This is a genomic window from Staphylococcus sp. HMSC063A07 (genome assembly GCF_001836955.1).
Taxonomy (GTDB): domain Bacteria; phylum Bacillota; class Bacilli; order Staphylococcales; family Staphylococcaceae; genus Staphylococcus; species Staphylococcus lugdunensis.
The window spans coordinates 49,552-69,865 of sequence record NZ_KV830907.1 but is presented as its reverse complement, the minus strand read 5'-3'; the positions used below and the strand labels follow the sequence as shown (position 1 = coordinate 69,865).

Below are 20,314 nucleotides of genomic sequence, written 5' to 3'. Positions count from 1 at the left end.
AGTTAAAAAACAAAGACGACAAATAACGGCATTGCGAAGAGAAATCGATTGAAGCTGACGCATTGAGATTTTTGAGCAGCAAGTTTAGTCGAGCTAAATGAGCAAACAAAAATAGAAAATAAGGAAAGATGCGAGCGTTTGTCTCAAAGCAAAGTAAGCTCCTTAGCACCGATGGTAGCAGACTTACGTTCCGCTAGAGTAGGACGTTGCCAGGCAAAGCAAATGGATGCGATGAGCCGCATTGAGACCGAGAGGCATTTTTTTATATCAAAAAAGTTAAAAAACAAGTCGATAAATAACGGCTTTGCGAAGAGAAAGCGATTGAAGCTGACATCATACAACATTATTTATCGGAATTTTCTGAAATTATAGTTGTATGTCTTTGATATCGTGGTAAAATATAACTATTCCTTTGAAAGGGGTGGTTATTATATTTCCTTACATATTATTTATTACTACAATGTCATTTACGCCTGGCCTAATACGATTATGGCGATGTCAGAGGGACAGCGGAAAGGATTTTTACGAGCGTTACCATTTAATTTAGGCGTGTTGCTAGGCATTTTATTGACTTTAACTGTGGCATTATTATTTTCAGAGCCATTGAAAGAATCACAAATGTTTATTTTGATTATGAAGATAATAGGAACAGTGTATCTTTTATATTTAGCTTACCATGTGGTGGTGTCTACGCCAGAGGATGCTGAAGATGCGTTAGATCGTCCTATTTTGAAAGGGATATTAATTCAAACTACTAATATAAAGGCAATGCTTTATTTTTTGACAGGATTGACGACATTTTCATTACCTGCTGCTTGGGAACATACTTATATTCGATCGATATTATTAATTGTTATAGGTATTGCTGGTGCGCTTGCTTGGTCACTATTGGGTCAAGTGATGAATACTTTGTATCATCGCCATTATAGAATTATTAATGTTATTATTGCGCTGTTACTACTTTATAGTGCAGTAGAATTATGGTAGATATCAAAAAATTTAGAGGTTAACGTTTGGCATATTATCGTTTTTGAGTTATTAAGATTTATGATAGCGATAAATATGCTTTTTTTATAGAAAATCGGTTGATGAAACATAGTTATGTCATCAACCGATTAGTCGTAATTTATTTAAATCAGCAAAGAATATAGCATTTTATTTTCATTGATATAGATGTTTGAAGGATCAAAATGATTAACATTCTGCTTAAGTTGTGCTAAGTCATCATGTTTTTTTAATTGAATACCTATAATAACGGTACCAGTATTTTGAGATGTTTTTTTCAAGTATTCAAATTTAGTAATGTCATCTTGAGGACCGAGCACATCGTTAACAAATTCCCTTAATGCCCCTGGACGTTGAGGGAAATTTAAGATGAAGTAGTGCTTCATTTCTTCGTAAAGTAAAGAGCGTTCTTCTATTTCTTTCATACGATTGATGTCATTATTTCCGCCACTAATAATACAAACAATCGTTTTGCCTTTAATTTGTTCGCGATAATTTTCTAAGGCAGAAACGCTAAGCGCACCAGCTGGTTCTGCTACAATGGCTTGTTTAGAATATAAATCTAAAATGGTTGAACAAACTGCACCTTCATCCACTTGTACAAAATCGTCTACGTTATGGCATGCGATATCATAAGTAATATCACCGACGCGTGCGACAGAGGCACCATCTACAAACTTATCGATATTGGATAAAGTAACGATTTTATGTTGAACAACCACAGCTTCATACATGCTACTAGCACCAATAGGTTCTACACCGATAATTTTAGTCTTAGGGGAATGTTGCTTTAAATAGGTGCTAACACCAGAAATAAGGCCACCGCCACCAATTGCACTGAATACATAATCAAATTGAAGATGACCTTTCTCAGCTTCACTAATTAGTTCTTTAGCAATGGTTCCTTGACCAGCAATTGTATGAACATTATTAAATGGATCAATAAAAGTCATGTGGTGCTGCTTTGTATAAGCTAAAGCGTCTTTAAGACAGTCATCAAAAGTGTCCCCAGTAAGAATGACTTTGACATGTGATTCACCAAAGAATTTGACCTGGTTTATCTTTTGAAGTGGGGTTGTTACTGGCATAAAAATGACTGCTTTCAGCTTTAATTGTTTAGCTGTATATGCGACGCCTTGTGCATGATTACCTGCGCTAGCACATGTTATACCTTTAGCTTTATCTGCTTCAGATAAAACTGATATAGCATTATAAGCACCACGTAACTTAAAAGAACGAACCCACTGTAAATCCTCTCGCTTTAAATATACATTGCACTGATATTTTTGTGATAAATATCTATCATATTGTAAAGGTGTTTCTTTGACAACATCCTTAATTCTTAAATAAGCATCATCTACTTCTTGAGCAGAAACACGACTTGTAACTGTCATAGTACCTCCAACCTTTTTATCTCGTTTTTTCATAGTTTTTGATTAAATCTTCATATTGTAATGTGATCGCAATATCATCTAAACCATTAATGAATTTGTTCTTCCATGTAGGATCAATGTCAAAATGGAATTGTTGTGTGTCTGTATTTACTGTCTGATTAGGTAAATCTATCGTAATGTTGGCATGTTGAGCTAGTTTATGTCTTACATCTTCCGGCAGCACAATGGGTAATAGCCCGTTTTTTGTACAGTTCATATAAAATATATCACTGAAACTACCGGCAATAATGATATTGAAACCATAATCTTTTAGTGCCCAAGCGGCATGTTCGCGACTAGAGCCACAACCAAAGTTATCTCCAGTAATTAAAATAGACGCACCTTTGTATTGAGGTTTATTAGGATTAAAATCAGGATTATCAGTGCCGTCAGATAAATAGCGCCATTCATCAAAAGCAAAAGGGCCAAATCCTGTTTTAGTGATACGCTTCAAATGAACTTTCGGAATAATTTGGTCAGTATCGATATTATCATTGAAAAGGGGAACAGTTTTTCCTTTATAAATCGTTATTGGTTTAATTTCCATCGTTAACACACGACCTTTCTAACATCAACGAATTTACCATTAATAGCTGCAGCTGCAGCCATAGCAGGTGATACAAGATGTGTGCGTGCGCCTTTACCTTGACGTCCTTCAAAATTACGATTGCTTGTTGAAGCGCAATGAACACCTTCAGGAACTTGATCTGGGTTCATACCAAGACACATGGAGCATCCAGGTTCACGCCATTCAAATCCAGCTTCTTTGAAAATTTTATCTAATCCAAGAGCCTCGGCTTCATGTTTTACCGTTCTTGAACCAGGAACTACAATCGCTGTTATTTTAGGATGTACATGTTTACCTTTGACAATTTGACTTGCTTCTAGAAGATCAGATAGTCGTGCATTAGTACAGGAACCTAGAAATACATAGCCTAAGTCAATGTCTTCTGCTTTTTGACCTGGTTGTAGTCCCATATATTGGTAAGCACGTTCATCGTTAACACTTTTGATAGTGGGAAATGGTGTATTAAAGCTGACTCCCATTTCTGGATTTGTACCCCAAGTGACTTGCGGTTCTAGATTAGAAATATCGATTTCAATTACTTTGTCGAACTTTGCGTGAGTGTCAGTATAAAGTTGTTTCCATTTTTCGAGTGAGTGTTCATAATTTTGAGCATATGGTCGTCTTTTAACATAATCAAAGGTTGTTTGATCGGGTTGAATTAGACCATATTTTGCGCCAGCCTCGATTGCCATATTACAGATAGTCATGCGTCCTTCCATAGATAATTGGCGGATAGCTTCACCTGTGAATTCCAAGGCATAACCAGTACCAAAATCGACACCATACTGATTAATAAGATAGAGAATGATATCTTTGGCATACACACCTTTAGGTAACTGGCCTTGAATATCAATCTTTAAGTTTTTAGGTTTTGTTTGCCATAACGTTTGGGTTGCAAACACATGTTCAACTTCACTTGTACCAATTCCAAAAGCTATAGCACCAAATGCACCATGTGTTGCAGTATGGGAATCGCCGCATACAATTGTCTTACCTGGTTGCGTTAATCCTGTTTCAGGACCAACCATATGCACAATGCCTTGCTCATCTGACCCCATATCGAAAAGATGCACACCAAAATCATTAGCATTGCGCTGCAACGTTGTAATTTGCTTATTAGCGATGTCATCTTTGATGTTAAATATATCAATTGTTGGAACATTATGATCCAATGTGGCAAAGGTTAGATCAGGACGACGTAATTGACGTTGTTGAAGTCTTAACCCTTCAAAAGCTTGAGGAGACGTTACTTCATGGATAAGGTGCAAATCGATATATAATAATTGTGGTTCACCTTCATTACCTGTAATGACATGCTGATTCCAAATTTTATCAAATAATGTTTGTTCCATATTGCGTCCCTCCTTAATAGCTTTTGTATAAGTATTCAAAGAATTGAGATGTAGATGTTGTGCCGCCTAGGTCTTTAGTTAAAATGCCTTTACGAATCATTGAATATACATTTTGTTCAAGTTCATCTGCGGCAGTAGCTTGATTTAAACTTTCACGCAAGCACATTGCTAATGAGAGAATCATGCCTACTGGATTAGCAATATTTTGATTAGCGATGTCAGGTGCAGAACCATGAATAGGTTCATATAGACGCGGACCGTTCTCACTAAAACTTGCTGAAGGTGATAACCCTAAAGATCCTGGAATAACAGATGCTTCATCACTTAAAATATCACCAAATAAATTTTCTGTAACAATGACGTCAAATTGTGTTGGATATGTTATCAAATGCATACTACAAGCATCTACTAACAAATGATTTACAGTGACATCAGGATATTCTAAACTCACTTTATTAACTATTTTTTTCCATAATTTACTGGAAGCTAAAACATTTTCTTTATCTACAGAAGTAAGTTTTTTCTTGCGTTGCTGTGCTAGATTAAAAGCGACTCTCACAATACGCTCAATCTCATCGCTTGTGTAAGTCAAAGAATCAACTGCAGATGTATCTGATAAGTGTCTCGGTTCTCCGAAATAAATACCACTAGTTAATTCACGTACAATAACCAAATCTGTTCCTTCTACACGGTCCGCTTTTAGTGGTGAAAATTGACTCATACCTGAAGTTACTTTCGTTGGGCGTATGTTTGCATATAAACCTAAAGACTTTCTTAAAGTAAGTAAGCCTTGTTCAGGCCGATTATTCGGATCATTCCACTTTGGACCACCAATAGCTCCTAATAAGATAGCATCTGCGTTTTGGCATGCTTCAAGTGTTTCAGCAGTTAAAGGTACATGATAATGATCAATAGAATCACCGCCAAAATGATGTTTAGTTACTTGATAGTCAAATTGGTATTTGTGACTTATATATTGTAATAGTTTTAATGTACCATTCAATATTTCTGGACCGATGCCATCGCCGGGTAGAGCTACGATATTATAAGTCATGACTAATTACCTCCTGTAATAGAGCAGTAGGGTGGTTTAAAGCATATTTGGCATGTGCTTCAACATAAGCTTTGCATGAAGCCATTAAAATATCATGATCAATGCCAATGCCCGTTTCAAATTGACCGTCAATATTTAATTGAACATGTACTTCAGCTTGAGCATCTATGCCTTCAGTAACAGAATCGATTCGATAATCGATGAGTTTACTATCTCTTTGGAAAATACGATTCACAGCATTATAAATGGCGACAATTGATCCTGTACCAATACTTGAATCTTGATAAAGATGGCCATCTTTATCTTTAATAACGATTACAGCACTTTGTAATCCTTGTGATACAAATTGTAATTGTAATGAATCAACTTGATATAATGCATTTTGTTCATGTTCTGTACCTTGAATTAATGCATGAATATCTCGGTCTGATACTGTTTTTTTCTTGTCAGCAATAGCTTTAAATTGTTTGAATAACTGTATTTGAGCTTTTGGTTCAATATCGTAACCTAATGATTTTAGTTTTTCAGCAAAGGCATGTTTTCCTGAAAGTTTACCTAGCGGCAATTCATTTGTTTTAACACCGACTAGTTGAGGCGTAATAATCTCATATGTCTCTGGATTTTTTAACACACCATCTTGATGTATACCGGATTCATGACTAAACGCATTTTGTCCTACAATTGCTTTGTTACGTGGTACGCGTATACCAGCAAATCTTGCGATTAAATCTGATGTTGATTTCGTTTCATTTAATTTTAAATGAGTTGTTAAACCGTAATGTTCTTTTCTGATATATAAAGCAAGAGCTAGCTCTTCTAATGCTGTATTCCCAGCGCGTTCTCCGATACCATTAACAGTACCTTCTATGCGTCTTGCGCCACCTTCAATTGCAGCTAAACTATTAGCCACTGCTAGACCAAGATCATCATGACAATGTGCGCTATAGATAACGTCTTGAGTTGTTTGAACATGGTTAATGAGGTATTTAAAAATGTTGCCATATTCACTAGGATAGCTATAACCTACAGTGTCTGGAATATTGATTATTGATGCACCAACATCTACGGCAGTTTGTACACATTTTAATAAGAAAGGTAATTCTGTACGTGTTGCATCTTCAGGTGAGAACTGTACGATATCAAAACGTGCTTTACAGTAACTGACATGTTCTTTAATTGATGCTAGAACCTCTGCTTGTGACATTTTTAATTTATATTTCAAATGAATAGGTGAAGTAGCTATGAATACATGTACAGCTGGATGAGCTGCATTTTTAGTAGCTTCATATACAGCATCTATATCAGGTTTTCGACATCTAGCTAAACCGCATACTGTTGTTGTTTTTAATGCTTCTGATATGGATTTTACAGATTTGAAACTCCCTTCACTCGAAGCAGGAAATCCAGCTTCGATGACATCTACGCCCCAATGTTCCAACTGTTTGGCAATCTTTAAACGTTCTTCAAAGGAAAAACTAACACCTGGTGTTTGCTCACCATCTCTAAGTGTTGTGTCGAAAATTTGAATATGGCTTTCCATAATTAAATTCCCCCTAAATGATTATTGTTGAATACTTTTAGATTTAATAAATGGCATCATTTTTCTTAATTCACGACCGACCGCTTCAATTTCATGACCATGTTGTTTTTCACGTAATTGATAGAATTCTTTGAAGCCATTTTCATTGTCTTTAACAAATCGATTTGCGAAGTTTCCATTTTGAATATCAGTTAAGACTGCTTTCATATTATTTTTTACTTCTGGTGTAATGACGCGTGGTCCTGAAACATAGTCACCAAATTCAGCAGTATTTGAAATTGAATAGCGAACATTTTCCATGCCGCCTTCGTACATTAAATCAACAATTAATTTCATTTCATGAAGTACTTCAAAATACGCTAATTCTTTTTGATATCCTGCTTCTACTAATGTTTCAAAGCCACTTTGAATTAATTTATGGATACCACCACAAAGTACAGCTTGCTCACCAAATAAATCTGTCTCAGTTTCTTCTTTAAATGTTGTTTCAATAACACCAGCGCGTGTGGCACCAATACCTTTGGCATAGCTTAGAGCAATATCACGTGCTTCTCCACTAGCATCTTGTTGAACGCCGAAGAGGGCAGGTACGGCAGTTCCTTCTACAAATGTACGTCTTACAAGATGTCCAGGGCCTTTAGGTGCAACTAAGAAAACATCCACATTTTCCGGAGGTGTAATAACACCAAAATGAATATTAAAACCGTGAGCAAATGCTAGTGCATTATGCGCTTCAAGGTTAGGTGCAATTTCTTTTTTATATACTGAACCTTGAATTTCATCTGGTAATAACACCATGATGACATCGGCTTGTTTAGTAGCCTCAGCTACTGGGTACACATCAAATCCATCTTCTTTTGCTTTATCAAATGAATGTCCTGGGCGAATTCCAACGATGACATCATATCCATTGTCTTTTAAATTTTGTGCATGTGCATGGCCTTGAGAACCGTAGCCAATTACAGCAATTTTTTTGCCTTTTAATGCATCTTTAGTTACTTGTTGATCATAATAAACTTTAGTCATAATAAATTCCTCCAAATTGTTATTATAATATTCAAAATTTTCAATCTATTGAAAGTTGAATATCCCAATTATTTAAGATGTTAGCTCTATTTATTTTTGATTGTTTATAGGCTAGCGCATCAAAGGGATAATCTATAGTTCAACGACATTGATAACTGTTACTTGTTTTTTTAATTTAGCAATTAAAATTTTAAATAATTTTTCGTTTTCGATATCTGCTGTTAGTAAAACATTTGAAATGCCAGGATCTGATGAGGGCTTAACTTCAAGTTCACTGATATTATATTGAAGACGGACAAAGGCACTTGTAATGCGATTTAGCGTACTGACTTTGTCTTCAACCGTTAATTTTAATGTGCGTTTCATTCTAATCCCTCCATTTCATGATTTGCTTTACCAGCAGGTATCATTGGATTAACAGGTTCAACAGGTGAAATTCGAATTTCAATTAGTGCTGGACCTTCACTACTAAATGCCTTATCCAATTGTTGTTCTAATTGAGCAGGATTATCGATTAAATAACCTTTAATTCCGTATGCTTCTGCTATTTTCATAAAATCCGGTTGATCATTAAAGACTGAATGTGAAAATCGGTGATTAAAGAATTTATCTTGCCACTGTTTGACCATTCCGAGTGTGCCATTATTGATCAGTACAACTTTAATATTTAACTTATATTCATTAAAAATTGCCATTTCTTGGTTAGTCATTTGAAAGCCACCATCACCAACAAAACAAACTACAGTTTTATCTGGTGCGGCTAATTGTGCGCCAATTGCTGATGGAATGCCAAAGCCCATTGTTCCTAATCCACCGCTTGTAGCCCATTGACTATGATGTTTAAATGGATAAAATTGAGCTGCCCACATTTGGTGCTGGCCAACATCGGTGGTTACAACTGCATCTCCATTGGTTATCTTACCAATATATTCAATCGCTTGTTGTGGCTTACAAAACGTTTGGTCATCTGTCGCATATTTGAATGGATGTAAGTCTTTGTTACTTTGACAATGTTGTGCCCATGCTGTGAATTGAATTTCTTTATTAAAGTAGGCAGATAATTTTTTTAAAACCTTTTTACAATCTGCCACAATACCTAAATCAGTTTGAATGACTTTATTGATTTCAGATTCATCAATATCGACATGTACAATTTTGGCATTAGGCGCAAATTGAGCAGGGTTACTCGCTAAACGGTCATCAAAACGACTACCTAAATTGATAAGTAAATCGCACTCAGTTAAAGCCATATTGCTTGCATAGGAACCATGCATTCCACCCATTCCAAGGAATAAAGGATTGTTGTATGGAACGGCACCTAGGCCCAGAAGCGTAGTGACAACTGGAATTTGATATTTTGAAACAAATTGTGTTAACAGTTCATTTGATTGTGAATTATTAATTCCAGCCCCTGCTAAAATTAACGGTTTTTTAGCGTGAGTTAAAAGTGAGACAAGCGCTTTAATGTCATCTACATTTGGTTCGTTTGGCACATGATACCCTGGTAAAGCAAGGTCATTTGTTACAGGTACGGATGTTTTTAAAACACCCATATCTTTAGGAAAATCAATAACAACAGGTCCTTTTCTGCCAGTATTAGCAATATAAAATGCTTCATGTACGATTTTAGGAATATCATCAACATTTTTAATTTGATAATTTGCTTTTGTGATAGGTGTGGTCATCGATAATAAATCTGCTTCTTGAAAAGCATCTTGACCAATGCCAGGTGATGCGACTTGTCCTGTAAAGACGACTAGGGGAAGTGAATCACAATAGGCATCGGTGATACCAGTAATTGCATTGGTAGCACCTGGACCACTAGTTACTACGACGACACCTGGTTTGCCAGAAACACGTGCATAACCTTCAGCGGCATGTGTAGCGCCTTGCTCATGACGTGCTAAAATATGTTTAATCTTACCATCATAGAATGTATCGTATAATGGGAGAACAGCACCTCCTGGATAACCAAAGATAAAATCGACATGTTCATGTAATAATGCTTCTACTAATAAATCTGAGCCACTTAATGATTGATGTGAACTAGGGGATTCATCGTCTTGTAAAGTATTGTGTACGAATTGTTTGGGCATAAATAACACTCCTTGTTAAATTAAATTTTCAGGTACTTGCATAATACCGCCAGTATTTGCACTTGTAACGAGCGCAGTATATCGAGCTAGATAGCCTGATTTAACTTTAGCTTTAAACGGTTTGACTTCGGCTTTACGTTGTTCTAAAACTTCGTCAGATTGATGAACATCAATAGTGCGTTTAATTAAGTCAATTGTAATTTCATCTCCATCACGTAATAAGCTAATAGGGCCATCAGAAGCGGCTTCTGGAGAAATATGTCCCACGGCAATGCCTCGTGTAGCTCCTGAGAAGCGGTCGTCAGTGATTAAAGCAACATCTTTACCTAAACCTCTACCAACAATTGATGACGTTGGAGCTAACATTTCAGGCATTCCTGGACCACCTTTTGGACCTTCATAACGAATAACTACGACATGACCTGCACGAACTGTTTTATCATCAATCGCAGCTACTGCTTCATCGTGTGAATTAAAACAAATTGCTTTTCCTGTAAAAACTTTAACTGAAGGGTCTACACCACCAACTTTGATAACAGCACCTTTCGGAGCGATGTTACCAAATAAAATGGATAAACCACCTTGTTTATCATATGGATGTTCTAATGAGTGAATAACTTCAAAATTAGCTATTTCTTTACCTTCATTATTTTCTTTAAGTGTTTTTCCAGTTACTGTAATGCGATTTGGATGGAGAGTGCCTGGTTTTTTCATAAGCTCATTGATGATAGCAGGAACACCACCAGCTTCATGCACATCATGCATTGAATAAGATGAACTAGGCGCTATTTTTGATAAATAAGGCGTCTTTTTAGCAATTTCATTAATTCGCTCTAAGTCATAATCAATTCCAGCTTCATTAGCTATGGCCAAGGTATGTAATACTGTATTCGTTGAACCACCCATAGCCATATCCAGAGCAAACGCATCATCAATTGCTTCTCGTGTAACGATATCTCTAGGTTTTAAGTCATTTTTAATATTTTCAACGAGCTTAAATGCTGCAGCTCTAATCATTTCTCTACGCTGTTCACTTACTGCTAAAGCAGTACCATTATATGGTAGTGCTAAGCCTAAAACTTCCATTAAACAGTTCATTGAATTTGCTGTAAACATACCAGCACAAGAGCCACAAGTAGGGCAGGCATTTTGTTCCATATCAAGAAACTCTTCCTTTGAAATAGAGCCTTCTTTAAATGCACCAACTGCTTCAAACATGGATGATAATGTTAATGCTTTTCCATGAGCTGATAAACCAGCTTTCATTGGTCCACCAGAACAGAAAATAGCCGGTACATTTGTTCGAACGGCTGCTAATATCATACCAGGTGTGATTTTGTCGCAATTCGGAATGTAAAAGACACCGTCAAACCAGTGTGCATTGATAACAGTTTCAGCAGCATCTGCAATGATTTCGCGTGATGGAAGAGAATAGCGCATTCCTATATGTCCCATTGCAATACCATCATCAACACCAATTGTGTTAAATTCAAATGGAATTGCACCCGCTTCGCGAATAGCTTCTTTAGCGATATCTGCTAATTCACGTAAATGAACGTGCCCAGGTACAATATCAATATATGAATTACAGATTGCGACAAATGGTTTGTTCATATCAGTTGGATGTTTTAATGCCCCTGTAGCATGTAATAAACTTCTTGCTGGTGCTTGATGATCACCTTTTTTGATCATATCGCTTCTCATAAATAATTCCCCCGTCGTTGACAATCATGAAACAAAAAAACGCCCCAATAAAATTGGGACGCTGATAAGTCCCATTCAATTAGAAATAGGACTTAAACATTTAGTACAAGTGATACTAAAGTTCCAGCCCTTTGGAGTATAATAAAATAATAATATTTACATTTGTCGGTTGATATAGAAATGTGTGATTAGTCATTATTATACTCCTCTTTTCTTGAATGGTTATAATTTGTTTCAATAGTTTGAATTGTTTTAAAATTCGATAAACTTAATTTACTATAACATGTCATGATAGTCAACCTTAATTTTGAATTTTCTAACAATTGTTTTATTTTGGCAAATGATTATTTAAAAGAGAAATCTATCTTAATTTTTGTTACAATAAATAAGTTAAAATGATTTGTCATGTCCTAGAGATAAAGCCTAGAAGTTTATATTTTAATGCTATTAAATAAGGAGAATGTACATTGATTCGTATCAATAATCTACATGAAATGGATACTTTTGCTGCGAAATTAGTATCAACACTTGTAACTGGAGATTTAATATTACTTAACGGAGATTTAGGTGCCGGGAAAACGACGCTCGCACAATTCATAGGTAAACACTTAGGTGTCAAGCGTCACATCAATTCACCAACTTTTAATATTATTAAATCTTATCAAGGTAGTAAATTAAAAATGCATCATATGGATTGTTATCGTTTAGAAGGAATGGAAGAAGATTTGGGTTTTGATGAATACTTTGATGACGATGGCATTAGTATTGTTGAATGGAGTCAGTTCATTCAAGACTTATTACCAGAGGAACACTTAACGATTGACATTCACATTATAAACGAACAGGAACGTGAACTATCTTTAAATGCACAAGGCAAGCATTATGAGGCAATTAAGGAGGCAATAGAGAATGAATACTTTATTGATTGATACATCAAATCAGCCAATGTCAATTGCTTTGATGAAAGATGAGGAAGTATTAGCAGCAAAAACTACTAATAATAAAACAAACCACTCAGTTCAATTAATGCCTGGAATTCAGGAGCTATTTACTCAATGCGATTTAACAAAAGAGAATATTGATGCCATTATAGTTGCACAAGGGCCAGGTTCATACACTGGAGTAAGAATTGGTGTAACTGTAGCAAAAACGCTTGCTTACGCATTAAATGTACGATTATTTGGCGTGTCATCACTTGAAGCGCTCGCTGCGACAACGCATCAAACAAATCAGCTTATTGTACCATTATTTGATGCTCGAAGAGATGCTGTATACGCAGGTGTTTATCAACATCAACACGGACAATTAAAAACGATTATAAATGATGGCTATATAACGATTGATGAATTACTGACACAACTGCATAGCCTAAAGGAACCTTATATCTTTATTGGTCAAGATGCCAAAAAGTTAAGTGCAAGATTAGATGGCCCAATAGAGGAAAATTTGCCTGATGCAGCAGTGATGCTTGATTTAATAAAACAACCTGCAAATATTTATACGTTTACACCAAATTATCTTAAATTATCAGAGGCAGAACGCAATTGGCTGAATCAGCAACAGAACAACTAAACATACGAGAAATGATTGTCGATGACGTACCTCAAGTATTTGATATAGAGCGTTTGAGTTTTAAACATAGTTCATGGACCATTGATGCCTTTTACCATGAAATAACTCAAAATCAATATGCAAAATATTTTGTGGCGGAACGTAATGGCCAAATTATTGGTTATTTAGGTCTTTGGACAGTGCTCGATCAAGCGCAAGTGACTACGGTCGCAGTGAGCGAAATATATCGTAATCTTGGCTTAGGACAATTGTTGCTTAAATATGGCATGACTTATGCGGCACATACATGTGACACAATGAGTTTAGAAGTACGTGTCGACAATATTATCGCTCAACATGTATACGAAAAATTAGGTTTTCAATATGGTGGTAAACGTAAAAACTACTACGGAGATGGAGAGGATGCGTTAGTGATGTGGGTGAAGTTACATGAATGAAAATATTTTAATTTTAGCGATTGAAACGAGCTGTGATGAAACAAGTGTTAGTGTTATAAAGAATGGTTCAGAAATATTATCTAATGCAGTGTTAAGTCAGATAGATAGTCATAAACGCTTTGGTGGTGTTGTACCTGAAGTTGCAAGCAGGCATCATGTTGAAGGTATACTCCCTACAATCGACGAAGCGTTAGAAACGGCACAAGTATCGATGGAGGATATTACTGCTATCGCTGTGACGGAAGGACCAGGGCTAATTGGGGCACTGTTAATAGGAATTAATGCGGCTAAAGCATTAGCGTTTGCATATGATAAACCGCTCATTCCTGTTCATCATATTGCCGGGCATATTTATGCTAATCATTTGGAAGAACCATTAACTTTTCCATTAATGGCACTTATCGTTTCTGGAGGACATACAGAATTGGTTTATATGAAAGATCATTTACAATTTCAAGTCATCGGAGAAACGCGAGATGATGCAGTGGGTGAGGCCTACGATAAAGTTGCTCGAACAATTGGACTACCTTATCCAGGGGGACCGCATGTTGATCGATTAGCATTAACAGGAGAAGATGAATATCATTTTCCTAGAGTATGGCTTGAAAAGGACAGCTATGATTTTAGTTTCAGTGGTTTAAAAAGTGCTGTTATAAACAAATTGCATAATCTTAAACAGAAAGATTTGCCAATAAATAAGGCTAATGTAGCAACAAGCTTTCAAAATAGTGTTGTTGAAGTACTAAGTGGTAAAGCTATTAATGCTTGTCAGCAATATGATGTTAATCAACTAATTGTTGCTGGAGGTGTAGCAAGCAATCACGGATTAAGAACAGAATTAAAAAAATGTTGTGCACAAAAACAAATTAAACTATTAATTCCTAGTCCAAAATTATGTACAGACAATGCAGCAATGATAGGTGCTGCAGGCTATTATTTATATCGAGCTGGTATCACTTCAGGATTAGATCTCAATGGCAAAAACCATATTGATATTGAGGAAGCAACAATTTAAGCATTTAGTTAATTAAATTACAGGGAGACATTATTGTAAATAATAAAGATAGTCTAAGATATAAAGTTCTTAGACAAATAAAAAAGCAATTTCTATTGAAATAATGATGTGCCCCCCATAAAGTTAGATCTTTAATCCAACTTTATGGGGGGCACATCAATTCATTTGAGTACTATTTTTCTAAGATTTATGTCCCTGACTCACTTAACTATATATAACAGTAGTTAAGTGAATTTTAAATGCACTTATACCAAGCTTTTTCAATTCTAAACAATCTTGCGGGGTAGGCAATACAAATTCAAAATGAATGCTGTCCCAAAAAGCTTATATGTCCTCAACTATCTCTTTGGCATGATGATAAATATCTAATGGAAAGTTTGATATTCTCAGCAATTCTATAGCATTTCTAGTATTAGCTTTTCCAGGCTTGACTTTATAGTCAAAAGCAATAGATTGCTTCTCAATGATTTCATTAAAATGATAATTTGAATAATCTAGTAAACTTGATAATTCGATATCGTGTGTTGCAGCTAAAATAAAATAGTTATTCATATTACTTAAATAACTTAAAACGGATTGAGAAGCAGCAATGCGCTCTGTCGTGTTAGTACCTTTGAATATTTCATCGATAAAACAATATATTTGGCGTTTTGACGAAATATTAAATAGTCTGCGAATTGACTTCAACTCTGCCATGAAGTAGCTATCACCAGATAATACATCGTCAGCATTAGCCATAGAACAATATACATGTCCTGGAACATATTTAAATTCAGCAGCGACAGCAGTTTCAATTGTTTGCGCCAAAATAAGATTTATCGCAATAGCTTTCATAAATGTTGATTTTCCGGAAGCGTTTGATCCTGTTAGTAAAATATTGTTTTTAAGACATAAATTATTAGGTACAGCACCGTCAATAAGTGGATGAACTAATTCAGTAAATGTACATAAGGACTCATCTTTCACATGATTGTCTAATATTTCAGGCTGACACTGTATATTTAACGTGGTTTGATAGAGTGCTACAGAATAATGATTATCTAACATAGCGATATAATCATAACTTTCAAGAACTTCATCAATATACTTAAAAAAACTACGTTGAATAATATGAAAAATAACATAATCTAGCATGAAAATTATTTTAAATAACAAAATAATGCTTGAACCAATGTCGTTAGCATCTAATTTAACTAAAATACCACTTAAATATCGTGAACTTTTAAAATGATTAAAGTTAATATTCAATTCAGGTGTTCCGTCAAGCTCATTTAACTTTTTACTTTGTGTTAAAACATTTGAAGTATAAAAAATTGATTTTAAATCTTTTTCATAAGTTCGTTTCAAAAATACAGACAATAAAATATTAATCGAACATACTAATAAGGTTAATAAAATACCTAAATTTTTATTAAATACAATAATCAATATGCTCAAAATAGGTAAGAATGGAGTAAGCATCAATAGATTATTTCTTTTAATAGCGGTTAGTTGATCGGGAAAAAAAGGATAATATTTTTTTCCAACTTTTGATAATTTGAGTGATAAATAATTTCTAAATGATTCTGACGTTTTAATTTTATGTATTAATGTTTTATTATTTGCTTTAAACATACCACGTAATGTTGCATAAAGTTTCATTTCTCCAATAGCAGTAAAGTTATAATTCATCGTTTGAAACAAGCTATCCATACTTAAATCGCTCCATGTTTTATCATCAACCAAATTATCATGAGCATAATTCGAACGATAACTTTGATATTGATAATCATAACGAGCGTTTGGACGAATAAATTCTTCTAGGCGCTCCTTATTCGTCCAAAGTTGTTTGATTTTGATAGTTAACTTTTTTTGCTCAATAATAGCAGTTGTGATACTTACAATAATAGTTAGTATAATTATAGCTAAAATAAATAAAAATATTGTATTATCGAACATTTTAATCCCCTTATATTAATATATTTATAGGTAATAATTGATATTATTTCATAACTTATTTGGATATGCAAAATATAATAAGTTTAAGCGTAGTTTGTACGTCAAGAGGGAACGTTTGTACTTATCAACAATCAGTGCACAACTTGTGGATAACAAGTGGTTATATATGTGGATATTGTAAAATTTGTAACAAATATATTGAGCAAAAGTTACAATTTACCTGTGGATAACTAGGATAACTTTGTGGATAGCTATCTTTATAGGTTTTATTATGTGAATAAATATTTTGACAAAGTCGTTAAAAAAAGCAGGAAAAGTAACAAATTGTACTTTTCTTGCTTTTTAACTGCGTGTTTAATTTAATAACATTTCTTGTAATTCTTCCCATTCAATTAATGTTTGTTCTAGCTTTTGTTCGGTATCAGATTTAATTTGGCTTAGTTCGTGAGATTTTTGTGGATTATTAAAAACTTCTGGTTGGGTTAACTGTTCATCAATATCAGTTATTTGTGTTTCAAAGGTTTCTATGCGTGTTTCACATTGTTCAATTTGACGTTCTATTTTACGTTGCTGACGTTTGTGTTCTTTTTGATTAAAATAATTTGAATGATTATCGTTGTTAACATGGTTTTTCTCCAATTTATTGTCAGCACGTTGTATGTTTTCATGTGCTTTGATAGCTGCTTGTTCTTCGGTTTTTTCAATATAATATTGATAATTACCAAGATATATCTTACCGCCGTCATGATTTAAATCAAATACTTTATTGGCTAATTGATTTATAAAGTAGCGATCGTGTGAGACAAAGATAATTGTACCTTCAAAGTTTTGGAGTGCTTGTTCTAACATTTCTTTAGAATCAATATCTAGATGGTTTGTAGGTTCATCGAGAATAAGCACGTTATCACGCTGTAACATTAATAAGGCAAGTTGTAGGCGTGCTTTTTCTCCTCCAGATAAATCATTGATAATTTTCTTAACATCTTCTTGTACAAAGAGGAAACGGCCAAGTACAGCGCGAATATCTTTTTCATTCATATTAGGAAATTGGTCCCACAAATAATTTAAAATTGTTTTATTCGATTTAAATTCAGCTTGTTTTTGATCATAATAACCGATTTGTAGGTTTGCACCAAATGTTACACTGCCACCAAGCTTTTCTTGTTTATTAGCAATGGTTTTTATCAGCGTTGTTTTACCTACGCCATTTGGTCCGATAACGGCAATATGATCTCCTTTCGTAATTTCAATATTAATTTCTTTTGTAATGGGCGTGCTGTAGCCAATAAGTAAGTTGTTTATATGCATCACGTCATTGCCTGTATTGCGCTCAAAACTAAACTGCATATTAGCACTACGTGCATCGAGCATCGGTTTATCTATGCGTTCCATTTTTTCTAACATTTTGCGTCTACTTTTAGCCATGCCACTAGTAGATGCCCGGGTAATATTCTTATCGACAAATGTTTCGAGACGTTTTATTTCATCTTGTTGCTTTTGATATTCTTGCATACGTTTTTGATAATATTGATCGCGTTGTTCAATAAAGCGTTCATAATTGCCGACATAATGCTTTACTTCACCAAGAGCTACATCATACACTTGTGTGACTATTTTATCTAAAAAATAACGGTCATGACTAATAATGACAATAGCACCTTGAAAATATTTTAAATAATCTTCTAGCCACTGAGTTGTTTCCATATCTAAGTGGTTAGTCGGTTCATCTAGTAATAATAAATCGGGATTGTTTAATAACATTTGAGCTAATGACAAACGTGTTTTCTGACCACCACTAAAATCATTTATTGGTCTATCGAAATCTGTCTCAGTAAAATTTAGACCGTGGAGTATCGTTTTTATTTTACTTTCATATTGATAACCATCTTGATGTTCAAATTGTGAACTCAAAGATTCGTATCGCTCCATGTGCTGTTGATAATCTAGTGATTCATAATCATTTCCATGTTGTGCTAACCAATCGGTTTCTTGTTTAATTAACTGTTCCATATTTTTAAGATGGGTAAAGGGTTTAGCCATTTCTTCAAAAACTGTGGCTTCAGAATTTAAAGTCATCTGTTGAGTGAGATAACCTATTGTTAAATTTTTAATTTTAGAGATATGGCCATGATCGTAGTCTTCAACGCCAGCAATGAGTTTCATCAAAGTGGATTTTCCAGCGCCGTTACGACCGACAATGCCGATACGTTCTCCAGTTTTAATTTCAAAATCGACATTTGTAAATATATCTTCACCATCGAATGATTTTGAAATGTCATTAAGTTGTAAAAGTATCATTCAACCTTCACCTTTCTAATTAAGAAAATAAAATATAAAATAATAGTATATAAATGGTTTTCATAATCTATTGCATAACGTTACTATTTATTTTACAGTATTACATTTAAACTTGGAAATAGGACATGTTTTTTTTATTAAGTTACGGTATAATGAGCCAGTATGTTCTTTATTAGATGAAATACATTTTATACGTAACTAATTTTGCTCTAATTAGTTTGAATAAAAATACTATAAACCATTCAAACAAGAGGGGGACAAAAAGATGGCTAAAGACGGTGTCAAAATACCAAGAGCAACCTTAAAACGCTTACCGCTATATTATAGATTTGCTCAAAGGGTTAAATCAAAAGGATATGACCGCGTAAATTCGAAGACAATCAGTGAGGCATTGAATATTGACTCAGCTACGATTAGACGCGATTTTTCTTATTTTGGTGAGCTAGGTAAAAAAGGATATGGCTATAATATTGATGGCTTGTTAGAATTTTTTAAATCTGAATTAAGTGATAGTGATACCATAGAAATAGCACTTGTAGGTGTAGGTAATTTAGGTAAAGCACTACTTAATTATAATTTTTCGATTCATAGTGAAATGACGATTACTGAAGCATTTGATATTGATGAAACGATGATTGGTCAACAAATCGGCCAAGTAACTATAAAACATATTGACCGCTTAAAAGAAATATTAGCTAAAAAAGATATCGATGTTGCAATTTTGACAACGCCAGAAAAAGCGGCACAAGATGTTGTCAATCAATTAGTTGATGCGAATATTAAAGGCATTTTAAATTTCACTCCACGTCGCGTTAAAGCACCATCTACGGTTCAGGTACAACATATTGATTTCGGAATTGAGTTACAGTCGTTACTTTTCTTTATGAAAAACTATTCATAATTATAGAGAATATATATTGGAAGTGTAATGAAAGTCAAAAAGACTTTTGTTACGCTTTTTAAATTTAAAGAAAATATTATTACTGTTTTTTTATGCTTTCAAATTAGAATCGCTAAAAGATAGTTATGATATTTCTAGCTTTAATTGTAGCATTATATTTAGCAATCATTTATCTAATTTTTGGTCACTCAAATGCTTTAATACTGTGTCGGCAGTAGGTTTTCTGAGGGGGGTATGTACAGAAAAAATATTATTAGAAGTGGTCTTAGTTTTAATCATACAATTTTCAATAGTTATCCATGATCTTTAATACGTTTAACAATGAATTTAATTATCTGAATTTCTCATTTTCAATATTTACAGTTACTAACACAG

Annotated in this window: 17 protein-coding genes; 6 read left to right on the top strand and 11 right to left on the bottom strand. The window is 34.3% G+C overall.

Translation table 11 applies throughout. The annotated features are described in order from the left end of the window. Window positions 1–495 precede the first annotated feature (495 nt). Window positions 496–987 carry a LysE family transporter gene (locus HMPREF2597_RS02210; protein WP_228865511.1) on the top strand — a complete coding sequence of 164 codons (492 nt, stop codon included), beginning with the start codon at window positions 496–498 and terminating at the stop codon, window positions 985–987. Window positions 988–1,130: 143 nt separating this feature from the next. Here HMPREF2597_RS02210 and ilvA read toward each other — a convergent pair whose 3' ends face one another. From ilvA to ilvD, 9 genes are all read right to left on the bottom strand, one after another. Then, a complete protein-coding gene (gene ilvA / locus HMPREF2597_RS02205) occupies window positions 1,131–2,399 on the bottom strand; it encodes a threonine ammonia-lyase IlvA (protein WP_002477906.1) in 1,269 nt (422 codons plus the stop codon). A 16-nt stretch (window positions 2,400–2,415) separates the two neighbouring features. After that, a complete protein-coding gene (leuD, locus tag HMPREF2597_RS02200) occupies window positions 2,416–2,985 on the bottom strand; it encodes a 3-isopropylmalate dehydratase small subunit (protein WP_002477907.1) in 570 nt (189 codons plus the stop codon). A 2-nt stretch (window positions 2,986–2,987) separates the two neighbouring features. Further along, window positions 2,988–4,358 (bottom strand): 3-isopropylmalate dehydratase large subunit, encoded by a 1,371-nt coding sequence (gene leuC, locus HMPREF2597_RS02195; RefSeq protein WP_002477908.1) that lies wholly within the window; start codon window positions 4,356–4,358, stop codon window positions 2,988–2,990. A 13-nt stretch (window positions 4,359–4,371) separates the two neighbouring features. Then, entirely contained in the window at window positions 4,372–5,412 is a 1,041-nt protein-coding gene (gene leuB, locus HMPREF2597_RS02190) for a 3-isopropylmalate dehydrogenase (RefSeq protein ID WP_070817136.1), read from the bottom strand. Then, window positions 5,402–6,952 (bottom strand): 2-isopropylmalate synthase, encoded by a 1,551-nt coding sequence (locus tag HMPREF2597_RS02185; RefSeq protein WP_002477910.1) that lies wholly within the window; start codon window positions 6,950–6,952, stop codon window positions 5,402–5,404. Before HMPREF2597_RS02185 ends, leuB begins: the two co-directional genes overlap by 11 nt. A 21-nt stretch (window positions 6,953–6,973) precedes the next feature. Continuing rightward, window positions 6,974–7,978, bottom strand: coding sequence for a ketol-acid reductoisomerase (gene ilvC, locus HMPREF2597_RS02180; protein WP_002477911.1), 1,005 nt, complete (start codon window positions 7,976–7,978; stop codon window positions 6,974–6,976). Between the two features lie 132 nt (window positions 7,979–8,110). Further along, window positions 8,111–8,344, bottom strand: coding sequence for an ACT domain-containing protein (locus HMPREF2597_RS02175; RefSeq protein ID WP_002461439.1), 234 nt, complete (start codon window positions 8,342–8,344; stop codon window positions 8,111–8,113). Continuing rightward, window positions 8,341–10,074, bottom strand: coding sequence for a biosynthetic-type acetolactate synthase large subunit (gene ilvB, locus HMPREF2597_RS02170; protein WP_002477912.1), 1,734 nt, complete (start codon window positions 10,072–10,074; stop codon window positions 8,341–8,343). Before ilvB ends, HMPREF2597_RS02175 begins: the two co-directional genes overlap by 4 nt. A gap of 15 nt (window positions 10,075–10,089) precedes the next feature. After that, window positions 10,090–11,778: a dihydroxy-acid dehydratase gene (ilvD, locus tag HMPREF2597_RS02165; RefSeq protein ID WP_070817135.1), complete on the bottom strand. Its 1,689-nt coding sequence runs from the start codon at window positions 11,776–11,778 to the stop codon at window positions 10,090–10,092. 467 nt (window positions 11,779–12,245) lie between these two features. Here ilvD and tsaE point away from each other — a divergent pair, with 467 nt between their 5' ends. Genes tsaE through tsaD form a run of 4 tightly spaced genes read left to right on the top strand, consistent with a single transcriptional unit; the run spans window position 12,246 to window position 14,802 of the window. Further along, a complete protein-coding gene (tsaE, locus tag HMPREF2597_RS02160) occupies window positions 12,246–12,707 on the top strand; it encodes a tRNA (adenosine(37)-N6)-threonylcarbamoyltransferase complex ATPase subunit type 1 TsaE (protein ID WP_002461434.1) in 462 nt (153 codons plus the stop codon). Continuing rightward, window positions 12,688–13,350: a tRNA (adenosine(37)-N6)-threonylcarbamoyltransferase complex dimerization subunit type 1 TsaB gene (gene tsaB, locus HMPREF2597_RS02155; protein ID WP_002461432.1), complete on the top strand. Its 663-nt coding sequence runs from the start codon at window positions 12,688–12,690 to the stop codon at window positions 13,348–13,350. Before tsaE ends, tsaB begins: the two co-directional genes overlap by 20 nt. 11 nt (window positions 13,351–13,361) lie before the next feature. Beyond that, the gene (gene rimI, locus HMPREF2597_RS02150; RefSeq protein WP_002461431.1) at window positions 13,362–13,787 is read left to right on the top strand and encodes a ribosomal protein S18-alanine N-acetyltransferase; all 426 of its coding nucleotides are present in this window, start codon (window positions 13,362–13,364) and stop codon (window positions 13,785–13,787) included. Then, window positions 13,780–14,802, top strand: a complete 1,023-nt coding sequence (gene tsaD / locus HMPREF2597_RS02145) for a tRNA (adenosine(37)-N6)-threonylcarbamoyltransferase complex transferase subunit TsaD (protein ID WP_070817134.1) — start codon at window positions 13,780–13,782, stop codon at window positions 14,800–14,802. The genes rimI and tsaD overlap by 8 nt, the downstream gene beginning before the upstream one ends. 324 nt (window positions 14,803–15,126) lie before the next feature. Here the strand turns inward: tsaD and HMPREF2597_RS02140 are convergent, their stop codons facing one another. Then, window positions 15,127–16,740, bottom strand: a complete 1,614-nt coding sequence (locus HMPREF2597_RS02140; RefSeq protein WP_002461429.1) for a MutS-related protein — start codon at window positions 16,738–16,740, stop codon at window positions 15,127–15,129. 354 nt (window positions 16,741–17,094) lie between these two features. Further along, window positions 17,095–19,038 carry an ABC-F family ATP-binding cassette domain-containing protein gene (locus tag HMPREF2597_RS02135; RefSeq protein WP_002477916.1) on the bottom strand — a complete coding sequence of 648 codons (1,944 nt, stop codon included), beginning with the start codon at window positions 19,036–19,038 and terminating at the stop codon, window positions 17,095–17,097. 265 nt (window positions 19,039–19,303) lie between these two features. On the opposite strand from HMPREF2597_RS02135, the gene HMPREF2597_RS02130 reads away from it, so the two are divergent. Continuing rightward, window positions 19,304–19,939 (top strand): redox-sensing transcriptional repressor Rex, encoded by a 636-nt coding sequence (locus HMPREF2597_RS02130; protein WP_002461426.1) that lies wholly within the window; start codon window positions 19,304–19,306, stop codon window positions 19,937–19,939. The last annotated feature ends 375 nt before the right edge of the window (window positions 19,940–20,314 follow it).